The organism is Streptomyces sp. NPDC059785, from assembly GCF_042732375.1.
GTDB lineage: Bacteria > Actinomycetota > Actinomycetes > Streptomycetales > Streptomycetaceae > Streptomyces.
In genome coordinates this window covers 1-5,066 of record NZ_JBHWHV010000126.1, presented here as the reverse complement: position 1 = coordinate 5,066, position 5,066 = coordinate 1, and the positions used below count along the sequence as shown (strand labels likewise).

General features: G+C 71.4%; 6 protein-coding genes and 2 pseudogenes. 4 read left to right on the top strand and 4 right to left on the bottom strand.

Features of this window, described 5'->3' with window-relative positions:
• Positions 1 to 129 precede the first annotated feature (129 nt).
• From ACFV6E_RS42715 to ACFV6E_RS42705, 3 genes and pseudogenes are all read right to left on the bottom strand, one after another.
• A complete protein-coding gene (locus ACFV6E_RS42715; protein ID WP_385469155.1) occupies positions 130 to 345 on the bottom strand; it encodes a hypothetical protein in 216 nt (71 codons plus the stop codon).
• 34 nt (positions 346 to 379) lie between these two features.
• Positions 380 to 726 (bottom strand): annotated as a pseudogene (locus tag ACFV6E_RS42710) (pyruvate dehydrogenase (acetyl-transferring), homodimeric type); the annotation flags it as partial.
• Positions 727 to 803: 77 nt separating this feature from the next.
• Entirely contained in the window at positions 804 to 1,139 is a 336-nt protein-coding gene (locus ACFV6E_RS42705) for a hypothetical protein (protein ID WP_385469152.1), read from the bottom strand.
• A gap of 253 nt (positions 1,140 to 1,392) precedes the next feature.
• Between ACFV6E_RS42705 and ACFV6E_RS42700 the strand changes: the two genes are divergently transcribed.
• The gene (locus tag ACFV6E_RS42700; RefSeq protein ID WP_385177802.1) at positions 1,393 to 1,851 is read left to right on the top strand and encodes a cupin domain-containing protein; all 459 of its coding nucleotides are present in this window, start codon (positions 1,393 to 1,395) and stop codon (positions 1,849 to 1,851) included.
• 75 nt (positions 1,852 to 1,926) lie between these two features.
• On the opposite strand, the gene ACFV6E_RS42695 is transcribed toward ACFV6E_RS42700, so the two are convergent.
• The gene (locus tag ACFV6E_RS42695; protein ID WP_385177800.1) at positions 1,927 to 2,421 is read right to left on the bottom strand and encodes a cupin domain-containing protein; all 495 of its coding nucleotides are present in this window, start codon (positions 2,419 to 2,421) and stop codon (positions 1,927 to 1,929) included.
• Positions 2,422 to 2,586: 165 nt separating this feature from the next.
• Between ACFV6E_RS42695 and ACFV6E_RS42690 the strand changes: the two are divergent.
• From ACFV6E_RS42690 to ACFV6E_RS42680, 3 genes and pseudogenes are all read left to right on the top strand, one after another.
• Positions 2,587 to 3,060: pseudogene (locus tag ACFV6E_RS42690) on the top strand (DUF427 domain-containing protein); the annotation flags it as partial.
• Positions 3,061 to 3,314: 254 nt separating this feature from the next.
• The gene (locus ACFV6E_RS42685; RefSeq protein ID WP_385469149.1) at positions 3,315 to 4,082 is read left to right on the top strand and encodes an SDR family NAD(P)-dependent oxidoreductase; all 768 of its coding nucleotides are present in this window, start codon (positions 3,315 to 3,317) and stop codon (positions 4,080 to 4,082) included.
• A gap of 118 nt (positions 4,083 to 4,200) precedes the next feature.
• Positions 4,201 to 4,941 (top strand): SDR family oxidoreductase, encoded by a 741-nt coding sequence (locus ACFV6E_RS42680; protein WP_385469146.1) that lies wholly within the window; start codon positions 4,201 to 4,203, stop codon positions 4,939 to 4,941.
• The last annotated feature ends 125 nt before the right edge of the window (positions 4,942 to 5,066 follow it).

Below are 5,066 nucleotides of genomic sequence, written 5' to 3'. Positions count from 1 at the left end.
AAGGAGATCAGCGGGCGGCACGGCCCCGGACAGCGGAGCACGCAGGCCCCCGCCGCTCGGTCGACCGAGCGGCGGGCGCCTGCGTGCACGTGGAGGAATCAGTGCTACGGGTTCACGTGCCGGTGCCGCTCAGCGGTCGAGGCCGTAGCGGGCGCGGGCCTGCGCGACGGTGGCCGGGGGGAGCTGTCCGGCCCCGGCCAGCCGGTCGAGCGCGGTCACCACGATCGACTCGGCGTCCACCCGGAAGTAGCGGCGCACGTCCTCACGGGTGTCGGACAGACCGAAACCGTCGGTGCCCAGGGAGTAGTCATCCTGCTCGACCCACTGGCTGATCTGGTCGGGCACCTGCCGCATCCAGTCGCTGACGGCCAGCACCGGACCCGCCGAGGCCGAGCCGGGAGCCGCGGGTGACCATCGCCGCGGCGTTCCACTGGTCGAGCGCGGTGATCCTGGACTCCAGCTCCAGGTCGCCGTCGAACTCCGGCTGCGCGGCGGCCGGGACGGTGTTGATGTGGTCCGAGGACAGCAGCCCGGGCAGGGACGTCCCGGATCTCGCGGCGAACTCGTGCACCCGCCGCATCAGGTACACGGCCCGCTCCGGCCCGGCGTTGCGCAGACCGCGTCGAGGGAGGCCTGCCATTCGGCGGTCTCCTCGCGGTCACGGTCGGGCAGCTGGTCGAGCTCACTGAACACAGGGGTCTCAGTGGGCCGGGACGGTTCACTCATGGCAGCCTTCCTGTCACTGCGTGGGAATTACGTGGTTGCAGGCGCGGGCGGCGACTTGCCGTCGCCGCCCGGTCGGCTCAGCGGCTCTTGAGCCACTGGGCGAACGTGTGCGGGCCCACGTGGGCGTCAGGGCCGGGAAGCAGGGCCCGCTCCGCGAGCACCGCGCCGAAGAACGGGGCGCGCGGGTCGGCGACCACCCGGCCGGGCCGGTCCGGGACGGCCGGCAGCTCGGCGGTGAGGCCGTCGAGCCGCAGCTCCTCGGGCCCGGCCGCCTCCAGCACGCCGAACCGAGGCAGGCCGACCGCGACATGGGCGAGCACCGCGGCGACGTCGTCCGTCGAGACCGGCCGCAGCAGCAGGGGCGGCACGTGCACACCGTCGGGCCGGACACCGGCGGCCGCGACGGCCTCCACGGACTGATAGGTGTGCCGACCGTGCTCATCACACGTGACAGGACGGGGCGGGTCGCTGTGACACCGCCTGGCACGGCGGTGTCACAGCGACCAGGGTCCGCGGCTGTTGGACGACGGCCGGGCGCCGCCGCTGTCACAGATCCGCCGGGCATCCGGTCAGAAGGGCAGAGCGGTCTTCACGACCGGACATGACCACCGTGACGGCGGACGATGCGCCGCCGGCACACGGTGGAAACACGGAAGGTGCGACTCAGTGTCGGAGAATGCACAGCACGCCCACCACGGACACGGTCACGGCACCGGCGGCGAGGACGGGCCGGGCTGGACCCGAGCTGCGAAGATGCTCCAGGACGCCTCCCCGGTCACCATCCCCGAGGGCGCGTCGGCGATGACCATCCACGTCGAGTGGGAGCCCGGCGACCCCGGTACCCCGCCGCACCGCCACTCCGGCCCGGCGTTCGGCTACGTCATCAAGGGCGCGGTCCGCTTCGAGCTGGAGGGCGAGCCCGAGCGCGTCGTCGAGGCCGGCGGCACGTTCTGGGAGCCGGGCGGTGACGCCATCCACTACCAGGACGGCAACGCGCTGACCGACGAGCGGACCGAGTTCGTCGTCACCATGATGTGTGCCCCCGGCAAGCCCATGCTCGAACTCGTCGACGAGGCCGAGCTGAAGGAGCGCGCCCACCTGCGCGCCCCGCGACCCACCGCCTGACCTGCGTGGTCCGACCCCAGCGACGGGACGCCGTCCACCGCCTCCGGGCGGCGGACGGCGTTCCCGCGCCTCCCGCTACTCCACGAAGTACGAGTCGTGCTTGTCGAAGAACGCGGACCGTTCCTCCTCCGAAGCGTGTGCCAGGTGGGACACCTGCTCGAAGTACTCCTCGCGCGGGGCGCCCGGGGTGAACAGAAGCAGCATCTCGGCCGGGGCGTCCGAGTCGTTGCGGAAGGCGTGCAGCCCGCCCTGGGGCACGTGCAGGAAGTCTCCCTTGCGCGCGTCGACCCACCGCACGCCGTCGAAGACGCGCACGGTGCCGTCCAGGATGTAGAACGACTCGGAGATCCGCTTGTGGAAGTGCGTCTTGGGACCGCCCGCCCTCGGCCGCATCTCCACCCGGTACAGCCCGAACTCACCCCGGGTGGTGGCGGTGGTCGCCAGATAGTGGGTGGCGTCCTTCCCCACTCCGCTCTCGCCGATGTCCGGCGGCGTCGCGGCCGGCCGGAACACGGCGTTGACCTCACCGTTCTCTCCCCAGTACTGCTGCTCGGGGTACGGGTACGACATATCTGGATCCTTTCCCGCGGCGGCCGTGGTGTGACGCGCCGGCGCGGACTACTGAACAGCGGCCCTTTCCCCGACAAGACCGGTGTGCTCCCGTCGGTGTGACAGCCGAGGGGCCACGGGCGGGTGTCACACCGGAACCGGCATCGACGAACAAAGGTGATCACCATGGCAACCGAAAGTGTTCTGCACCCGAGTCTCATCGTCCCCGTCGGGCACGTGGAGCCCGTACCCCGCCGCATCCGGGGAACGATCGGCGGTCGGGTCGCCTTCGACACCCGCCGCGCGCTCCACGTGTGGGAGCGGCAGGCCTGCCCGCAGTTCAGCATCCCGGTCGAGGACCTGGTGGAGGGTGTGCTGCACGACGACGGGCACACGGAACGGCTCGGTCCCGGTCCCGCGCACCGGCACACCCTGCGGGTCGGCTCCGAGGTCCGTGCGGGGGCGGCGTGGGCCTGGGGCGAGGGCGCGCCGGAAGCCCTCCGCGACACGGTGCGGTTCGAGTGGGAGGCGCTGGACACCTGGTTCGAGGAGGACGAGCCGGTCTTCGTACACCCCCGCAGCCCCTACTCCCGGGTGGACGCCCTGCGTTCCGGCAGCAGCGTCCGGGTCGAGTCGGACGGCGTCGTGCTGGCGGAGGCCCCGTGTCTCCCGCCGCTCCTTCGCGCACTCGAGCGTCGCGCGGGCGGCGAGGTGGCGCGCACCGCATCAGCGCCCAGAACGCGCGCGCGGTGGTCCACCGCGCACAGGCCCGCCTCGAGAGCGGTCCTCGTCCCCGCGACGTGCTGACCGCTGTCACAACGACGGCCGCCGTCCTGTCTACCTGATGCGTGTCTCCACCCGAGGCGTGCGAGGAGAGGCGGCTCACGCGCCGCACACCGAACAAGGAGCGCTTGATGTCTGTGAACCCTCCCGACCGGACCTTCTCCGGCCAGGTCGCGATCGTCACCGGCGCCGGGAGCGGTATCGGCCGGGCCACGGCCGTCGCCTTCGCGGAGGCCGGCGCACACGTACTGGGGGTGGGCCGCCGTGCGGAGCCGCTGAAGGAGACCGCCGCGGCCCACGCCGGCATCGACATCCTGGCGATCGACGTCTGCGCCGACGGGGCACCCGCCGAGGTCGTCGCGGCCGCCGTGGAGCGGTGGGGGCGCCTCGACCATCTGGTCAACAACGCCGGTGCGACGGCGGTCATGCCGCTGGCGGAGACCGACAGGAAGACGATCACCGGCCTGCTCGCGCTCAACGTCGTCGCGCCCAGCCTGCTGGCCCACGAAGCCCTGCCGCACCTGCGGCGCAGCTCCGGATCGATCATCAACCTGTCCAGCACCTACGGGCACCGTCCCATGGCGGGCGGCGCGCACTACTCGGCCACCAAGGCGGCCGTCGAGCAGCTCACGCGGAGCTGGGCCCTGGAACTGGCCGGTGAGGGCGTGCGCGTCAACGCCGTCGCCCCCGGCCCCACCCGTACCGACGTCATGCTGCACGCCGGTCTGACCCCTGAGGCCGCCGACGACATGTACGCCTACGAGCGCGACCGCATCCCCACGCACCACATCGCGAGCCCGGACGAGGTGGCCCACTGGATCCTCCGGTTGGCCGACCCGGCGGGGCGCCATGCGACCGGTCAGGTGATCACCGTCGACGGCGGGCTGGAACTCGTCTGACCCCGGCGACGGGTGTGCAGCACTGTTGTCGAGTGCCGCGCCACCTGATGGCTCCCACTGTTCTCCACACGTCCGCACAGGCATCACCGGACATCACTACATTGCAGAAAGGCATGTCATGAAGATCGCAGTCATCGGCGGAACCGGGCTGATCGGCTCACAGGTCGTCCGCAGTCTGAACGCTTCCGGACACCAGGCGGTACCGCACTCGCAGTCCACCGGGGTCGACGTGATCAGCGGTCAGGGGGTCGAGCAGGCCGTCACCGGTGCCGACGTCGTCGTCAACCTGACCAACTCACCGACCTTCGACGAGGCCTCACCGGCCTTCTTCCGCACCTCGATGGACAATCTCCTGTCCGCCTCGCACAAGGGCGGCGTCGGCCACTTCGTCATCCTCTCGATCGTCGGCGTGGACCAGGTGCCGCAGTTGGACTACTACCGGGCCAAGGTGTTGCAGGAGGAGCTCCTCAAGGCCGGTCCGGTTCCCTACTCGGTCGTCCGCGCCACGCAGTTCATGGAGTTCATCGACGCCGTCCTGTCCTGGACCGCCGACGGTGACACCGTCCGGCTGCCCGCCACACCGATCCAGCCGATCGCCGCCAAGGACGTGGCCGGCGCGGTGGCGGAGGTCGCCGCGGGCGCCCCGCTGAACGGCGTCCGCAACATCGGCGGCCCCGAGGTGTTCGACCTCGACGAGCTGGGCCGGATCACGCTGTCCCACAAGGGCGACCCGCGCACCGTGGTCACCGACCCCACCGCCGGGATGTTCGCGGCCGTCGAGGGCGACGTCCTCACCGACAGGAACGCGCACCTCGCAGCCACCCGCTACACCGACTGGCTCGCCACGAGCGCGGCGTAAGGACGACGGACGATGACACCCCATGGGGACCTGCCCGCCACCCAGGGCTGGATCGCCCTGATCGCCGCCCACGTCTTCGTCCTCTTCTTCGCCCTCTCGTGGGGCGTGGTGGTCTGGGTCTTCCT